The following is a 15,795-nucleotide window of genomic DNA, read 5'->3' as shown; positions in this document are numbered from 1 at the left end:
TCAAATCAAAGAATGGAGGAAGGCAATGGACAATGTAATCTTTTTTATCAGTGTTTTTCTTGCTGGAATTCTTTCCTTCTTTTCTCCTTGTATCTTACCCTTGTTACCAGTCTATGCAGGGGTCTTGTTGGATGACAAAGATGCTACTCAGGCTTCTAGCGGAAAAATTTCAATCTCACTTGTTAGTTTATTGCGAACTCTGGCTTTCATAGTGGGAATTTCCTTTATCTTTATCTTACTGGGATTTGGAGCTGGTTTTTTAGGCAATTTGCTGTATGCCTCTTGGTTTCGGTATGTGACAGGCGCAGTAATCATTCTTTTGGGCTTGCACCAGATGGAAGTTTTACATTTGCAGGGGCTCTACAAGGAAAGAAGGCTACAATTAAATAGATAGGATCAAAAGGGTAAGGGCTATAGTCAGGCATTTTTACTGGGGTTGACCTTTAGTTTTGCTTGGACGCCATGTGTAGGAACGGTTCTGGGCTCTGTTTTAGCCTTGGCGGCTTCAGGTGGTTCAGGAGCTTGGCAGGGAGCTGGTCTCATGTTGGTTTACACGCTGAGTTTGGCGCTACCATTTTTAGTTCTAGCTCTTGCATCCAGCTATGTTTTGAAACATTTCCGAAAACTGCATCCTTACCTCGGAATCCTCAAAAAAGTCGGTGGTTTTCTCATTATCGTGATGGGAATCTTGGTGCTTTTGGGAAATGCGTCTATTTTGACAAGATTATTTGAATAGTGAGGAAGAAGAAATGAAAAAATGGCAAACATGTCTCCTTGGAGTGGGATCAATCTGTTGCTTGACAGCCTGTTCGGCTAAAACTATGTCAGACGAGTCTACTATGAAGGAGCAAACCAAAACAGAACAAGTTAGTTCACAAACTGCGACTAAAGGTCAGGAAGTCGCTGATTTTGAACTGATGGGAGTAGATGGTAAGACCTATCGTTTGTCTGATTACAAGGGCAAGAAAGTCTATCTCAAATTCTGGGCTTCTTGGTGTTCCATCTGTCTAGCCAGCCTTCCAGATACGGATGAAATTGCTAAAGAAGCTGGTGATGACTATGTGGTCTTGACAGTGGCCTCTCCTGGTCACAAGGGGGAGCAATCTGAAGCGGACTTTAAGAATTGGTACAAGGGCTTGGATTATAAAAATTTCCCAGTTCTAATTGATCCATCAGGCAAACTTTTGGAAAGTTATGGTGTCCGTTCTTACCCGACTCAAGCCTTTATAGACAAGGGAGGCAAGCTGGTCAAAACACAACCAGGTTTTATGGATAAGGATATGATTTTAAAAGAATTGAAAGAAATGGGGTAGAGAAAGGCTATGAATGATAAAGTAAAACTTTTTGTCTTGGCAGGGATCATTCTCCTAGCCATAACCGGTTTCTATTTCCTATTGATGCGAAATGCAGGGCAGACAGATAGCTCGCAAATTGAGAAAGCATCCGTTAGCCAAGGAGGAAAAACAGTGAAAAAAACAGAAGTGAGTAAAGACGCAGACTTGCACGAAATTTATCTAGCTGGGGGATGTTTCTGGGGAGTGGAGGAATACTTCTCACGCGTGCCTGGAGTAACCGATGCCGTTTCAGGCTATGCAAATGGTAGAGGGGAAACAACCAAGTACGAATTGATTAACCAAACAGGTCATGCGGAAACCGTCCATGTCACTTATGATGCTAATCAAATTTCCCTCAAGGAAATCCTGCTTCATTACTTCCGCATTATCAATCCAACCAGCAAAAATAAACAAGGAAATGATGTGGGGACCCAGTATCGTACTGGTGTCTATTACACAGATAAAAAGGATTTGGAAGTAATCAACCAAGTCTTTGATGAGGTGGCTAAGAAATACGATCAACCTCTGGCAGTTGAAAAGGAAAACTTGAAGAATTTTGTGGTGGCTGAGGATTACCACCAAGACTATCTCAAGAAAAATCCAAATGGCTACTGTCATATCAATGTTAATCAGGCTGCCTACCCCGTCATCGATGCCAGCAAATATCCCAAACCAAGCGATGAAGAATTGAAAAAGACCTTGTCACCTGAGGAGTATGCAGTTACCCAGAAAAATCAAACAGAACGAGCTTTTTCAAACCGCTACTGGGATAAATTTGAATCTGGTATCTATGTGGATGTGGCAACTGGTGAACCCCTCTTTTCATCAAAGGATAAGTTTGAGTCTGGTTGTGGCTGGCCTAGTTTTACCCAACCCATCAGTCCAGATGTTGTCACATACAAGGAAGATAAGTCTTACAATATGACGCGTATGGAAGTGAGAAGCCGAGTTGGAGATTCTCACCTTGGTCATGTCTTCACAGATGGGCCTCAGGACAAGGGGGGCTTGCGCTACTGTATCAATAGTCTCTCTATCCGATTTATTCCCAAAGACCAAATGGCGGAAAAAGGCTATGCCTATTTACTAGATTATGTTGATTAAGAGGGCTTTCCTAAGCAGTTAGAGGAGAATTTTGCTATACTGATACTAGTAAGTGACAAAGGAGCAGAGCATGACCTACACAATCTTAATCGTAGAAGATGAATATCTGGTTAGACAAGGCTTGACTAAACTGGTCAATGTAGCAGCCTACGATATGGAAATCATCGGTCAGGCTGAAAATGGAAGACAGGCTTGGGAATTGATTCAAAAGCAGGTGCCGGATATCATTTTAACCGATATCAACATGCCTCAGCTAAATGGCATCCAGTTGGCCAGTCTGGTCCGAGAAACCTATCCACAGGTTCACCTAGTTTTTTTGACAGGTTACGATGATTTTGATTATGCCTTGTCTGCTGTCAAACTAGGTGTCGATGATTACTTGCTCAAGCCTTTTTCTCGTCAGGATATTGAGGAAATGTTAGGGAAAATTAAGCAAAAACTAGACAAGGAAGAAAAAGAAGAGCAGTTACAAGATTTATTAACCGATAAGTTTGAGGGAAATATTGCTCAGAAAATCCAGTCCCGTCTAGCTAACAGTCAGTTTAGTTTGAAGTCTTTGGCCAGTGACTTGGGCTTTAGTCCGACTTATCTGAGCTCCTTGATTAAGAAAGAGTTGGGCCTGCCTTTTCAGGATTACCTGGTGAGAGAGCGTGTTAAACAAGCCAAGCTTTTGCTCTTAACAACGGATTTAAAGATTTATGAGATCGCAGAGAAGGTTGGTTTTGAAGATATGAACTACTTTACCCAACGCTTTAAACAGATTGCAGGTGTGACCCCTCGTCAGTTTAAGAAGGGGGAAGGTCAATGAAACGTTCTTCTCTCCTAGTCAGAATGGTTATTTCCATCTTTCTGGTCTTTCTCATTCTCCTGGCTGTGGTTGGGACTTTCTACTATCAATCGAGTTCTTCAGCCATTGAGGCTACCATTGAAGGCAATAGCCAGACGACTATCAGTCAAACTAGCCACTTTATCCAGTCTTATATCAAAAAATTAGAAACCACCTCGACCAGTTTGACCCAACAGACGGAAGTCCTAGCCTATGCTGAGAATCCCAGTCAAGACAAGGTCAAGGGAATCCGAGATCTATTTTTGACCATCTTAAAGGCAGACCAGGATTTGAAAATGGTGGTTTTGGTAACCAAGTCTGGTCAGGTCATTTCCACTGATGACAGTGTGCAGATGAAAACTTCCTCAGATATGATGGGCGAGGATTGGTACCAAAAAGCCATTCATCAGGGGGCTAATCCGGTTTTGACACCAGCTCGTAAATCAGACAGCCAGTGGGTTATTTCTGTTACTCAGGAACTTGTTGATGCAAAGGGGGCCAATCTTGGCGTACTTCGCTTGGATATTTCTTATGAAACTCTGGAAGCCTATCTCAATCAACTTCAGTTAGGTCAGCTGGGCTTTGCCTTTATCATCAATGAAAAGCATGAATTTGTTTACCATCCTAAACACACAGTTTATAGTTCGTCTAGCGAAATGGAGGCCATGAAACCCTATATTGAGACAGGGCAGGGTTATACTCTAGACCACCAATCCTACGTCAGTCAAGAAAAGATTGCTGGAACTGATTGGACGGTTATAGGCGTCTCTTCACTGGAGAAGTTAGACCAGGTTCGGAGTCAACTCATGTTGACCTTGCTTGGGGCTAGTGTACTATCTCTTCTTGCCTGTCTCTGCTTGGTGTGGTTCAGTCTCAAACGCTGGATTGCGCCTTTGGAGGATTTGAGAGAAACCATGCTGAAAATTGCTTCTGGTGATCAGAATCTTCGTGCCAAGGAAGCTGGTGCCTATGAGCTGAGAGAAGTGACTCGCCAGTTCAATGCCGTGTTGGATCAGGTTGATCAGTTGATGGCAGCTATTCGCAGGCAGGAAGAAACGACCCGTCAGTATGAACTTCGAGCCCTATCAAGTCAGATTAACCCCCATTTCCTCTATAATACCCTAGATACTATCATCTGGATGGCTGAATTTCAGGATAGTCAGCGAGTGGTTCAGGTGACCAAGTCCTTGGCGACCTATTTTCGCTTGGCGCTCAATCAAGGTAAGGACTTGATTTGCCTGTCTGATGAAATCAATCATGTCCGCCAGTACCTCTTTATCCAGAAACAACGCTATGGAGATAAGCTGGAGTATGAGATTGATGAAGATCCTGCTTTTGGTAATTTAGTTTTGCCTAAGCTGGTGTTGCAACCCCTTGTAGAGAATGCTCTTTATCATGGCATCAAGGAGAAGGAAGGTCAGGGCCATATTAAAGTTTCTGTTCAGAAAAAGGATACAGGGCTTGTCATCCGCATTGAGGATGACGGAGTTGGCTTCCAGGCTACTGCTGATAATAGTCAAAGTCAACTCAAACGTGGGGGAGTCGGTCTTCAAAATGTTGACCAACGGCTTAAACTTCATTTTGGAGAACATTACCAGATGAAAATCGATTCTGCCCCCTCAAAAGGGACGACGGTTGAAATATACATAAATAGAATAGAAACTAATTAACTCCCAGTCAACTCTGGGAGTTTTATGCGTAATTGGGCAAGCTTTCTAGGCTATCTATCTTGCTAAAACGTAGAAAAAACGATATGATAGATAATGACAAAAGAGGTATCAAGTATGAAGGAAAAAGATATTCAAAGAGACACAAGTCAGATTGTAAAAGATGTATTAGAAAAGGCCAATTTGAAGCAGGGAAAAATCTTTGTTTTGGGCCTTTCTTCCAGTGAAGTGATAGGTGGTCAGATTGGCAAGGAATCCAGCCAAGAAATTGGGGAAATCATCGTGAAGACCATCCTAGATATCCTAGAGGGAAAAGGCATTCATCTAGCCGTTCAAGGCTGTGAACATGTCAATCGGGCCCTCGTTGTTGAACGTCAGGTTGCAGAGCAGTTTGGTCTGGAAATGGTCAGTGTCCTTCCTACTCTCCATGCAGGAGGTTCAGGTCAGTTGGCAGCCTTCAAGTTTATGCAAGATCCAGTTGAGGTTGAATTTATCAAGGCTCATGCTGGATTGGATATCGGAGACACTTCAATTGGCATGCATGTCAAGCATGTTCAAGTTCCGATTCGCCCTCTTTTGAGAGAGATTGGTCATGCCCACGTAACGGCACTAGCTAGTCGTCCAAAATTAATTGGAGGTGCGCGTGCGCATTATCCGAAAGATTCTATTAGAAAGTCGTGAAAATGAGAAAAACAAAACAACAACTAGAAAAGATCACAAAATATTCAATTCGTAAGCTAACTGTTGGGGTAGGTCCTGTAGCAATTGGTGCTTTCCTTTTTGGTGCCAGTACCCTTTCCGTAGATAAGGTCCAAGCCAATGAAGTTGGCAGTGCTCATAGTGTTCATTACCGTTATTTAGCGGAGCAGGAATTGACCGAGTCTGAAAAAGCCCTGATTCATCATGAGGTTCCAACAGAATTTCAAGATGAAGATATTATTTATGTAGTTTATCGCAAGAAGGCAATTACCAGTCAACAACTTCCTTACACAGGAAGTAAAGATTTAGCCTTGGCAGGTCTTGGTTTAGCAACAGCTTCGCTAGCAGTTTTATTAGTTTCCAAGAAACACCGTAGTAAAGTACTTGGGGTTCTCTTAATCAGCTCTATTGGAGTCAGCAATTTTGTACCTTTTACTGCCTTTGCATTTGAGAATAAAGAGTTACTTTCTTATAACCAAACTGTTTCTGCATCTACACATGAAGGTTTGGCTGAAGGGATTATCCGCATTGATGGCTATGAATACATTGGATACTTTAAGGAAACAGAACTCCATCCATCAAAACCAGCTTCAGCTGAGAACTCTCAGTTGCCAGTAGAAAAGCAAAGTTCAAAAGAAATCGAGAAGACAGAAGTAGTTCAAGAGACACCGACTGTCACTCCAGAACCTGTTGTTGAAAAACCCCTAGTACAAACTCCAGTTGCTCCTGCTGTTGAAGAAAAACCAGTTTCTGAGAAGCCTCAGACTAAGCAGGAAGAGAGCTTGGTAGAGATTCCTTTTGAAACAGTCACAAGTCCAGATGCGAATCTAGCAGAAGGACAGACTCGTATCGTAACAGCTGGAGTAAATGGTAAGCGTCGTCTTCTAACCAAAGTATCGATGGTTAATGGTCAAGAAGTTAGAGAAGTTATCGAAGACCAAGTGGTTCAAAATCCTGTGTCTCAAGTGATTGCGGTCGGAACTAAGAAAGAGGTGCAACCTGCCCCAGCTCCAACACCACAAGCTGAACCAACGCACCAAGTAGCCAAAGGAAGCCAAGAGGAAGGTAAAGAGGGTCAAGCTCTAACGCAACCAACTTTACCAGAAGCTCCAATCGAAGTAAAAGGAACTCAAGAAGAAGGCAAAGAAGGTCAAGCACTAACACAGCCAGAATTGCCAGAAGCTACAGTCGCAGTTAAAGGCACTCAAGAGGAAGGCAAGGAAGGTCAATCTCTTGTGCAAGATCAGTTACCTGAGTATAAAGTGACTGAAGGAACTCTTGTTGAAGAATCAACTACAGAACTTGACTACAAAATTGAAACGACTGAGGATCCAACTAAGTATACAGACGAAGAAACTGTCGTAAGAAATGGTGAAAAAGGAAGTCAAGTTACTAAAACAACTTATAAAACAATAGAAGGTGTTAAAACTGACCAAGTTCTTTCAACTAGCACAGAAGTCACCAAGGAACCCGTAAACCAACAGGTAAGCCGTGGTACAAAACCAATTGAAGGAACTCTTGTAGAAGAAAGTCTTGAAAAGATTCCATTTAAGGAAGTTATTAAAGAAGATGACCAACTGAAAAAAGGTGAAAGAGTTATTGTCCAAGAAGGAAAAGATGGACGGAAAAAAGTTACCAAGACTTACAAAACTATCAAAGGTTTAAAAACTGAAGAAGCACCGAAAATTGTAGAACAGGTTCTGGAGTTAGACCAAGATCGTATCGTTAAATTAGGAACTAAAAACTTTGAAAAACCAATCTTAAGTTTGTCACTTGTTGATGTTCAAGATTTGAAACGATCATCTCAAATTCGTTATAATTTAGAAAATCCAAGTAAGGCAGCCATTAAATCTATCACCCTAACTCTGAAAAAAGGTGATGAGATTATCAAAACTTTGAATGTTTCACCAGACGACTTGACAACTACCCTGACAGATTTGCAGTACTACAAGGATTATAAACTGGAAACGAAGATGGTTTATAATTTAGGTGAAGGTGACCAAGAAGAAGTTCTGAAAGAAGAACCTCTAAGAATTGACCTCAAAAAAGTTGAAATCAAGAATATCAAAGAAACAAGCTTGATGAGTGTGGATCCTGATGGTAACGAAACAGACACTAGTTTGCTGACAGAAAAACCAGCTGATCTTGCTCCATTATATTTACGTGTAACCACTCATGATAACAAAACAACAAGACTGGCCGTTGAAAAGATTGAAGAAATAGAAAAAGACGGGAAAACTTTATACAAAGTCACTGCCAAAGCACCTGATTTGATTCAACGCAATGCTGACAACACACTGAGCGAAGAGTATGTTCATTATTTTGAAAAACAAAAATTAAAAGAAGGTAATGTTTACTACAACTTCAACGAGCTTGTAAAAGATATGAAAGCTAATCCAACAGGTGAGTTCAAACTGGGTGCAGATTTGAATGCGGCTAATGTACAAACTCCAAATAAAGAGTATGTTCCTGGTACATTTAAAGGTAAGTTGTCAAGTGTTGACGGACAACGTTATTCAATCCACAATATGACTCGTCAATTATTTGGTGGTATTGAAGGCGGTTCGGTTAAAGATATTAATCTGGCTAATGTCGATATTAATATGCCTTGGATTGACAATATTTCTGCACTTGCTAGAACTGTTAAAAATGCTACGGTTGAAAACATTAAAGTAACTGGTAGTATTACTGGTAGAGATGGAATTGCTGGTATTATTAATAAAGGAGATACTGGAGCTCAATTAACAAATGTTGCATTCATCGGTAATCTTACGGGTGTTGGTAACAGAGGTTGGGATTTCGGTGGTATTGCCGGAGAGCTTTGGAAAGGTAATATAGATAAAGCTTATGTAGAAGCTAATATGGTAGCTAATAAAGCTCGTATCGGTGGACTTGTTGCTAGGACGGACAACAGTGGTGATCCTAATGGAATCGGTAAATACGGGGCTGTCCGTAATGCTGTTACAAAAGGAACTATTAAAGTAAAAGATCCTGTTGAAGCAGGTGGATTCATCAGTAAAAACTGGGCATGGGGTAAAGTTGCTGACTCTGTGTCTATGATGAAAGTTGAAAATGGTGAAGTGTTCTATGGATCTAAAGATATTGACGAAGATGGTGGATACTTCTCAAATAACGCATTGGAACGTAACTTCATTGTGAAAGATGTAAGTACAGGTAAGCGTTCATTTAAATTCTCTATTTCTAACCGAATTAAAGAAGTTTCTCAAGAAGAGGCTGACCAGAAAATTGCAACTTTAGGAATTACAGCTAACGATTATGTTATCAATCCTCTTGTTGAAGATTCACTTAACAACATCAAACCAAAAGCCGATACATATAAAGATACTCAAGATTACAATGCAGACCGTGAACTTGCTTACCGTAATATTGAAAAACTTCAGCCATTCTATAATAAAGAATGGATTGTCAATCAAGGTAATAAGATTCCTGCAGATTCTAAATTACTAGATACAGAAGTTTTATCTGTTACAGGTATGAAAGATGAACAATTTGTGACCGACTTATCAGATGCTGACCATATTATGATTCATTATGCTGATAAGACGAAAGAAATTAAGGCTATTACACAAAAAGAATCTAAGGTTCAACAAATTCGTGAATATAGTATCAACGGTTTAGGGGACATTGTTTACACACCAAACATGGTTGTTAAAGATCGTACAAATTTGATTAATGATATCAAAGCTAAATTAGCTTCTGTTGAACTTGATTCAGATGAAGTTCGTAAGATTAATAACAATCCTAAGATGTTATACATGGAAGAAAGCTTCAAAGAAGTAAAAGATAATCTTGATGCTTTAGTTAAAGCGTTAGTTGAAAATGAAGACCATCAATTAAATACGGACGAAGCAGCTCAGCGTGCATTAGTTAAAAAAGTTGAAGACAATAAAGCTAAAATCATGTTAGCTCTTGCTTACTTAAACCAATACTATGGAATTAAGTACGACGGATTAAATATCAAAAATATGATGACCTTCAAACCTGATTTCTACGGTAAGAATGTTAACGTCCTAGATAGATTAATTAGCTTCGCTTCAAATGGTAATAACCTTAAAGGTGATCAATCACATGATGCATTTAACAGAGCCCTTGCAAGTGCTACTGGTAAAGATAACTTACACGAATTCCTGAAGTACAACATGGCATTATTCACCAGTGAAACAGATATGAACACTTGGTTCAAGAATAACATTGCTGACAATGCTTATGTTGTTGAGAAACAATCATCAAATCCAGATTTCGCTAATAAGAAATATAAATTGTATGAAGTAATTAATAATGGACATCACGGACGTTATATTTTACCACTTCTGAATCTGAAGAAAGCGCATATGATCTTAATTACAACCTATAATACCATTGCCTTTAGTTCATTTGAGAAATACGGTAAAAATACGGCAGAAGAACGTGAAGCGTTCAAGAAGCAAGTTGATTTACGTGCGCAAGAACAAATCAATTACTTAGACTTCTGGTCAAGACTTGCTGCTGATAATGTACGTAATCAACTTCTTAAGAGTGAGAATATGGTACCATCTGCAATTTGGGATAATCATGATGTACCAGGTCTTGGTTGGGTTGACCGTATGGGACACACGAAGAAAGGTGATTTTGCTCCAATTCGTGAATTCTATGGTCCAACTGATAAATGGCATGGATATAATGGAATGGGTGCATATGCTTATATCTTCCAAAATCCACAACCACAAGAAGCTGTATATTACATTATCTCTAGCATGATTAGTGATTTTGGTACATCTGCATTTACTCACGAAACAACACACATCAATGACCGTATGGCCTACTTAGGAACATGGCGTCACCGTGAAGGAACAGACGTTGAAGCCTTTGCTCAAGGTATGTTGCAATCACCATCAGTCTCAAATCCAAATGGTGAATATGGTGCCTTAGGATTAAACATGGCCTATGAACGTCAAAATGATGGAAATCAAATTTACAACTATAATCCGAATGTGTTGAATAGTCGTGAGAAAATCGATCACTACATGAAGAATTACAATGAATCCATGATGATGCTTGATTACTTAGAAGCTGAGTCTGTAATCAAGAAAAATACTGGAACAAATGATAAGTGGTTCAAGAAGATCGATAAGAAATATCGTGAAAAAGCGGATCGCAATGGCTTAGTTGGTGAACCACACCAATGGGATTTAGTTCGTGATTTGAATGATGACGAAAAGAATACGAAGCTGACAAGTATTGATCAACTGGTTGATGGAAACTTTGCAACGAAACATGGATTACCAGGAAATGGTCATTACCGTACTGAAGGCTTTGATTCTGCTTATACTGTAGTAAATATGATGACAGGTATTTATGGTGGTAATACAAGTAAGAGTGCGGTTGGTTCAATCTCATTCAAACATAATACCTTCCGTATGTGGGGGTACTTCGGTTATCTAGACGGATTCTTAGGTTATGCATCAAACAAATACAAACAAGAATCTAAAGCAGCAGGTAATGTGGGTCTTGGTGATGACTTTATTATTAATAAAGTTTCTAACGGCAAATTCCAAAGCTTAGAAGCATGGAAGAAAGCATGGTATCATGAAATACACGAAAAAGCCCAAAGAGGTTTTGTTGAAATTGAAATCGATGGTCAAAAGATTTCAACTTACGCACAACTTCAGACCTTATTTGATGCCGCGGTCGAAAAAGACCTTCAAGGTAATGATTTCAAGAATACTGTGGATCTTAAATGGAAGGTTTACAAACAACTCTTGCAGAAATCAGATGGATTTGCTGGTGATTTATTCACTACAGCATAATCAATAGTAAGAAAATAATAAAAAGGTAGATCAGCTTTGTCTGGATCTGCCTTTTTATGCTATACTTAGGATATGCATAGAAAAACAGTGATTGATTTTAGGGCTTTGGGCGAGAGATACATCTTCACCCAGCCGATCAGAGAGTTAAAAACCAGAGATTTAGCAGAAGTGACGAATTTGTTAGCACAAGTGGAAAGCTACCAAGAGCAAGGCTATTATGTGGTTGGTTATGTTAGCTATGAGGCTGCACCTGCTTTTGAGGAAAAATTAGCAGTCCACAAGGCTCCCTTACTGGGAGAGTATCTCCTCTATTTCACCGTTCATGACAGTGTTGAAACATCCAGTATTCCTCTGACTTATGAGGAGGTGGATTTGCCATCAAACTGGCAGGAAATAACATCAGCTGAGGACTATGAAAAGGCTATTGCCCAAATTCACCATCATTTAAGACAAGGGGATACTTATCAGGTCAATTATACTGTCCAACTTAAACAGAATTTAAGTGCGAATCCTTTTGCTATCTACAATCGCATGGTGGTGGAGCAGGAAGCGGGCTACAATGCCTACGTAGAGCATGATGATATGGCTGTGATTTCTATGAGTCCAGAGCTCTTTTTCGAGCAAAATGACCGAGAATTAACGACTCGTCCAATGAAGGGAACAACCCAGCGGGGAGTGACTGACCAAGAAGACCTTGCCCAAGCTAGCTGGCTAGAACAGGATCCTAAAAATCGCTCTGAAAATATGATGATTGTGGATCTCTTGCGCAACGATATGAACCGTATTTCTGAAGTAGGTAGTGAGCATGTGGAGCGTCTGTGCCAAGTAGAGCAGTATTCGACCGTTTGGCAGATGACTTCGACCATTAAGAGTCAGTTACGATCGGATGTGGATTTGGTTACCATTTTTCGCTCTCTCTTTCCTTGTGGATCCATCACGGGAGCTCCCAAGATAGCGACCATGAAAATTATCAAGAACTTGGAGCCTCAACCGCGTGGAGTCTACTGCGGAACGATTGGTCTCTTACTTCCAAATGGGCGCCGGATTTTTAACGTCGCCATTCGGACTATTCAACTGCATCAAGAAAAAGCCATCTATGGAGTTGGCGGAGGCATTACTTGGGACAGCACTTGGGAATCTGAATACCGAGAGGTTCATCAAAAGGCGACTATTCTCTATCGTAAACAAGCACGTTTCCAATTGATTACAACTGGGAAAGTCAGTCAAAAACAACTGCTGTTTGAGGATCAACATCTGGAAAGACTGATAAAGGCGAGTCGTTATTTTTCCTTTCCTTTTGACCCAGAAGACCTGAGACAAAAGATAGAGGAAGAGTGCCAAGTTTGTGATTCCCACCAAGACTACCGTTTGCGAATTAGTCTCAGCAAATCTGGAGAGATAGAACTCAGTCGCCAAATCTTAACATCCCTTAGTCCAAGCTTCTGCAAAGCAAAACTTTGCCTTCAGGAAGCTGATTTGAATCAATCATTTACCTACTTTAAAACCACTCACAGACCACATTTAAGTCTAGGGGAACAGGAAATCATTTACCATAATGTAGCAGGAGAATTGCTTGAAACCTCTATTGGAAATCTGGTCTTAAAAATTAATGGTAAACTCTACACACCGCCTATCAGACTTGGAATTTTGCCAGGAATTTACCGTCAGCATTTGCTAGAAACAGGACAGGTAGAGGAAAAAGTCTTGACTGTGCCAGACTTGGACCAAGCGGAAACTATCTATGGCTGTAACGCAGTCAGAGGATTGTATGAGTTGGAAGTGATATAATTATGGATTTTTCAATTAAGTTTTAGATTTATTTCTGAATATTTAATATTTGATTTGAAAGCAAAATTAAATATATGGTATACTATAAGTATAAATCAATAAAAATAATGGAGATTTTTATGAAAAAATCAAAAAAAATTTTAGTAACCAGCTTAGCAACTGCAACACTGGGACTTATTGCATTATCAGATACAACTGGAGACTTTCCTTTTTCGGCTCAGCATGTTTCTGCTCAAGAAAAGGATGCATCTAAAAATGGTAAGGTTGTAAAAGAGAATACAACTTCGGCGTCAAATCAAGCTGAGAAATCAAAAACACCAGCGCAAAATCCTGCTGAGAAACCAAAAACACCAGCACCGAAACCAGAACCAAAACCAGCACCGAAACCAGAACCAAAATCAGCGCCGAAACCCGCTGAGAAACCGAAAACACCAGCTCAAAAACCTGCTGAGAAACCTAAAAATACAAGTCCTAAAGAGGATAAGTCCAAATCTACAGCTCAGTCTGGTTGGGTAGGCTCATCGTACTATGAAAATGGTACTAAAGTTACTAATAAGTGGATTTTTGATAAAAAAGCTAATTCTTATTTCTATCTAAATGCTTCGGGAAACTATGTCCAAAATGCTTGGGTAGGCAATTACTATCTTAAATCAGATGGTAAAATGGCTAAGAGTGAATGGATTTATGATAAAAACTATGGATCCTATTATTATCTAACAGCAGAAGGTAGCTACGCTCGAAATGCATGGGTAGGTAATTACTATCTTAAATCAGACGGGAAAAGAGCTAAAAATGAATGGATTTATGACAATAACTATGGGTCATATTATTATTTAACAGGAGAAGGCAGCTACGCTCGCAACACATGGGTAGGCAATTACTATCTTAAATCAGATGGTAAGATGGCTAAAGCTGAGTGGATTTATGACAAAAACTATGGATCCTATTATTATCTAACAGCAGAAGGAAGCTACGCTCGCAACAAATGGGTAGGTAATTACTATCTAAAATCAGATGGTAAGATGGCCAAAAATGAATGGGTAGATGGTGGTCGTTATTATGTAGGATACGATGGTGTGTGGCAACCAAAACCAGCGCCAAAGCCGGCACCAAAACCAGCTGAGAAACCAAAAACACCAGCACAAAAACCTGCTGAGAAACCGAAAACACCAGCACAAAAACCTGCTGAGAAACCAAAAACACCAGCACCAAAACCTGCTGATAAACCGAAAACACCAGCACAAAAACCTGCTGATAAACCGAAAACACCAGCACAAAAACCTGCTGATAAACCGAAAACACCAGCACAAAAACCGACTGAAAAAGCTAAAGAAACAACTTCTAAACAGGATAAATCACAATCTAAAGTTCAGTCTGGCTGGGTAGGAAATTACTACCTCAAATCAGATGGAAAGAGAGCTAAAAATGAATGGGTAGATGGTGGTCGTTATTATGTTGATTCTGATGGAAAAAAGGTTAAAAGTGACTGGATTTATGATAAAAACTATGGTTCCTATTATTATCTAACAGCAGAAGGCAGCTACGCTCGCAACAAATGGATAGGTAAATATTATCTCAAATCAGATGGTAAGATGGCCAAGAATGAATGGGTAGATGGTGGCCGTTATTATGTTGAATCAGACGGTAAAATGGCTAGGGACAAATGGGTAGATGGTGGCCGTTACTATGTAGGAAACGATGGTGTGCGGCAACCAAAACCAGCAGCCGGGAATCCATACTCAGCAGCTTTAAAGACAGCACAAGATTATAATAGGATTCATTTGTCAAAAAAAAGAATTTATGAGATGTTAATTTATGAAGGTTTTAATAGTGACACTGCACAATATGCTATCAATCATTTGCAAGCAGACTATAAGGCGAATGCCTTAGCTCAAGCAAGAGAATACCAAAAATATAACAATCTCTCAAAGACAGAAATTTATGAGAGGCTAACTTCTCCTTATTTTAGAAAATTTACCAAAGAAGAAGCCAACTATGCCATTCAAAAACTTAATATACCATCAGAAGGCAGCTATCCTCGCAATAAATGGGTAGGATACTATTATTATAAATCAGATGGAAAGTTGGCCAAGAATGAATGGGTAGATGGTGGCCGTTATTATGTTGATTCTGAAGGCAAAATGGTAAGGGGCAAATGGGTAGATGGTGGTCGTTACTATGTAGGAAACGATGGTGTGCGGCAACCAAAACCAGCAGCCGGGAATCCATACTCAGCAGCTTTAAAGACAGCACAAGATTATAATAGGATTCATTTGTCAAAAAAAAGAATTTATGAGATGTTAATTTATGAAGGTTTTAATAGTGACACTGCACAATATGCTATCAATCATTTGCAAGCAGACTATAAGGCGAATGCCTTAGCTCAAGCAAGAGAATACCGAAAATATAACAATCTCTCAAAGACAGAAATTTATGAGAGGCTAACTTCTCCTTATTTTAGAAAATTTACTAAAGAAGAAGCCAACTATGCCATTCAACATTTAGGTGACTAATTTTTACAAATAGTGAAGCAAATGAGATGTTTTAATTTTGGCTTGTAGCCTGCAAACCTT

Annotated in this window: 8 protein-coding genes and 1 pseudogene; all 9 read left to right on the top strand. The window is 39.8% G+C overall.

Features of this window, described 5'->3' with window-relative positions; all coding sequences use genetic code 11:
- Window positions 1-25: 25 nt before the first annotated feature.
- The 9 genes and pseudogenes from ccdA2 to E7Y33_RS07365 all read left to right on the top strand — a co-directional run bounded on the left by ccdA2 (window position 26) and on the right by E7Y33_RS07365 (window position 15,735).
- Window positions 26-736: pseudogene (ccdA2, locus tag E7Y33_RS07405) on the top strand (thiol-disulfide oxidoreductase-associated membrane protein CcdA2).
- A gap of 13 nt (window positions 737-749) precedes the next feature.
- On the top strand, window positions 750-1,313 hold the full coding sequence (locus E7Y33_RS07400; RefSeq protein ID WP_139690100.1) for a redoxin family protein: 564 nt from the start codon (window positions 750-752) through the stop codon (window positions 1,311-1,313).
- Window positions 1,314-1,322: 9 nt separating this feature from the next.
- Window positions 1,323-2,435 carry a peptide-methionine (R)-S-oxide reductase MsrB gene (gene msrB, locus E7Y33_RS07395; RefSeq protein ID WP_139690099.1) on the top strand — a complete coding sequence of 371 codons (1,113 nt, stop codon included), beginning with the start codon at window positions 1,323-1,325 and terminating at the stop codon, window positions 2,433-2,435.
- 70 nt (window positions 2,436-2,505) lie between these two features.
- Window positions 2,506-3,243 (top strand): response regulator transcription factor, encoded by a 738-nt coding sequence (locus E7Y33_RS07390; protein ID WP_139690098.1) that lies wholly within the window; start codon window positions 2,506-2,508, stop codon window positions 3,241-3,243.
- On the top strand, window positions 3,240-4,931 hold the full coding sequence (locus E7Y33_RS07385; protein ID WP_139690097.1) for a cache domain-containing sensor histidine kinase: 1,692 nt from the start codon (window positions 3,240-3,242) through the stop codon (window positions 4,929-4,931). Before E7Y33_RS07390 ends, E7Y33_RS07385 begins: the two co-directional genes overlap by 4 nt.
- 114 nt (window positions 4,932-5,045) lie before the next feature.
- On the top strand, window positions 5,046-5,609 hold the full coding sequence (locus E7Y33_RS07380; RefSeq protein ID WP_161976053.1) for a TIGR01440 family protein: 564 nt from the start codon (window positions 5,046-5,048) through the stop codon (window positions 5,607-5,609).
- A 2-nt stretch (window positions 5,610-5,611) separates the two neighbouring features.
- Complete coding sequence (locus tag E7Y33_RS07375; RefSeq protein WP_139690095.1) at window positions 5,612-11,434, top strand: ZmpA/ZmpB/ZmpC family metallo-endopeptidase; 5,823 nt, start codon at window positions 5,612-5,614, stop codon at window positions 11,432-11,434.
- A gap of 72 nt (window positions 11,435-11,506) precedes the next feature.
- The gene (gene pabB, locus E7Y33_RS07370) at window positions 11,507-13,222 is read left to right on the top strand and encodes an aminodeoxychorismate synthase component I (RefSeq protein ID WP_139690094.1); all 1,716 of its coding nucleotides are present in this window, start codon (window positions 11,507-11,509) and stop codon (window positions 13,220-13,222) included.
- 119 nt (window positions 13,223-13,341) lie between these two features.
- On the top strand, window positions 13,342-15,735 hold the full coding sequence (locus tag E7Y33_RS07365) for an Ltp family lipoprotein (RefSeq protein ID WP_139690093.1): 2,394 nt from the start codon (window positions 13,342-13,344) through the stop codon (window positions 15,733-15,735).
- Window positions 15,736-15,795: the final 60 nt, after the last annotated feature.

This window comes from Streptococcus oralis, assembly GCF_006175905.1.
Taxonomy (GTDB): Bacteria; Bacillota; Bacilli; order Lactobacillales; family Streptococcaceae; genus Streptococcus; species Streptococcus oralis_BG.
The sequence above is the reverse complement of the archived record's forward strand: the minus strand, read 5'-3'. Positions and strand labels throughout refer to the sequence as shown.

What these genes read in the sequence shown, in the direction of transcription:
- E7Y33_RS07400 (WP_139690100.1), top strand. Translation starts at nt 750, where the DNA reads ATGAAAAAATGGCAAACATGTCTCCTTGGAGTGGGATCAATCTGTTGC.
- msrB (WP_139690099.1), top strand. Translation starts at nt 1,323, where the DNA reads ATGAATGATAAAGTAAAACTTTTTGTCTTGGCAGGGATCATTCTCCTA.
- E7Y33_RS07390 (WP_139690098.1), top strand. Translation starts at nt 2,506, where the DNA reads ATGACCTACACAATCTTAATCGTAGAAGATGAATATCTGGTTAGACAA.
- E7Y33_RS07385 (WP_139690097.1), top strand. Translation starts at nt 3,240, where the DNA reads ATGAAACGTTCTTCTCTCCTAGTCAGAATGGTTATTTCCATCTTTCTG.
- E7Y33_RS07380 (WP_161976053.1), top strand. Translation starts at nt 5,046, where the DNA reads ATGAAGGAAAAAGATATTCAAAGAGACACAAGTCAGATTGTAAAAGAT.
- E7Y33_RS07375 (WP_139690095.1), top strand. Translation starts at nt 5,612, where the DNA reads ATGAGAAAAACAAAACAACAACTAGAAAAGATCACAAAATATTCAATT.
- pabB (WP_139690094.1), top strand. Translation starts at nt 11,507, where the DNA reads ATGCATAGAAAAACAGTGATTGATTTTAGGGCTTTGGGCGAGAGATAC.
- E7Y33_RS07365 (WP_139690093.1), top strand. Translation starts at nt 13,342, where the DNA reads ATGAAAAAATCAAAAAAAATTTTAGTAACCAGCTTAGCAACTGCAACA.